Annotated in this window: 1 protein-coding gene; it reads left to right on the forward strand. The window is 47.2% G+C overall.

All coding sequences use genetic code 11. The features are described from left to right. Positions 1-149 precede the first annotated feature (149 nt). Positions 150-1,010, forward strand: coding sequence for a broad-spectrum class A beta-lactamase TEM-116 (locus G0P99_RS18825; RefSeq protein ID WP_000027050.1), 861 nt, complete (start codon positions 150-152; stop codon positions 1,008-1,010).

A 1,010-nucleotide genomic window follows, 5' to 3' on the forward strand; every position in this document is an offset into this window, starting at 1 on the left:
TAATGGTTTCTTAGACGTCAGGTGGCACTTTTCGGGGAAATGTGCGCGGAACCCCTATTTGTTTATTTTTCTAAATACATTCAAATATGTATCCGCTCATGAGACAATAACCCTGATAAATGCTTCAATAATATTGAAAAAGGAAGAGTATGAGTATTCAACATTTCCGTGTCGCCCTTATTCCCTTTTTTGCGGCATTTTGCCTTCCTGTTTTTGCTCACCCAGAAACGCTGGTGAAAGTAAAAGATGCTGAAGATCAGTTGGGTGCACGAGTGGGTTACATCGAACTGGATCTCAACAGCGGTAAGATCCTTGAGAGTTTTCGCCCCGAAGAACGTTTTCCAATGATGAGCACTTTCAAAGTTCTGCTATGTGGCGCGGTATTATCCCGTATTGACGCCGGGCAAGAGCAACTCGGTCGCCGCATACACTATTCTCAGAATGACTTGGTTGAGTACTCACCAGTCACAGAAAAGCATCTTACGGATGGCATGACAGTAAGAGAATTATGCAGTGCTGCCATAACCATGAGTGATAACACTGCGGCCAACTTACTTCTGACAACTATCGGAGGACCGAAGGAGCTAACCGCTTTTTTGCACAACATGGGGGATCATGTAACTCGCCTTGATCGTTGGGAACCGGAGCTGAATGAAGCCATACCAAACGACGAGCGTGACACCACGATGCCTGTAGCAATGGCAACAACGTTGCGCAAACTATTAACTGGCGAACTACTTACTCTAGCTTCCCGGCAACAATTAATAGACTGGATGGAGGCGGATAAAGTTGCAGGACCACTTCTGCGCTCGGCCCTTCCGGCTGGCTGGTTTATTGCTGATAAATCTGGAGCCGGTGAGCGTGGGTCTCGCGGTATCATTGCAGCACTGGGGCCAGATGGTAAGCCCTCCCGTATCGTAGTTATCTACACGACGGGGAGTCAGGCAACTATGGATGAACGAAATAGACAGATCGCTGAGATAGGTGCCTCACTGATTAAGCATTGGTAA

It is taken from the genome of Ruegeria sp. PrR005, assembly GCF_010500245.1.
GTDB lineage: Bacteria > Pseudomonadota > Alphaproteobacteria > Rhodobacterales > Rhodobacteraceae > Ruegeria_B > Ruegeria_B marisflavi.

What these genes read in the sequence shown, in the direction of transcription:
- G0P99_RS18825 (WP_000027050.1), top strand. Translation starts at nt 150, where the DNA reads ATGAGTATTCAACATTTCCGTGTCGCCCTTATTCCCTTTTTTGCGGCA.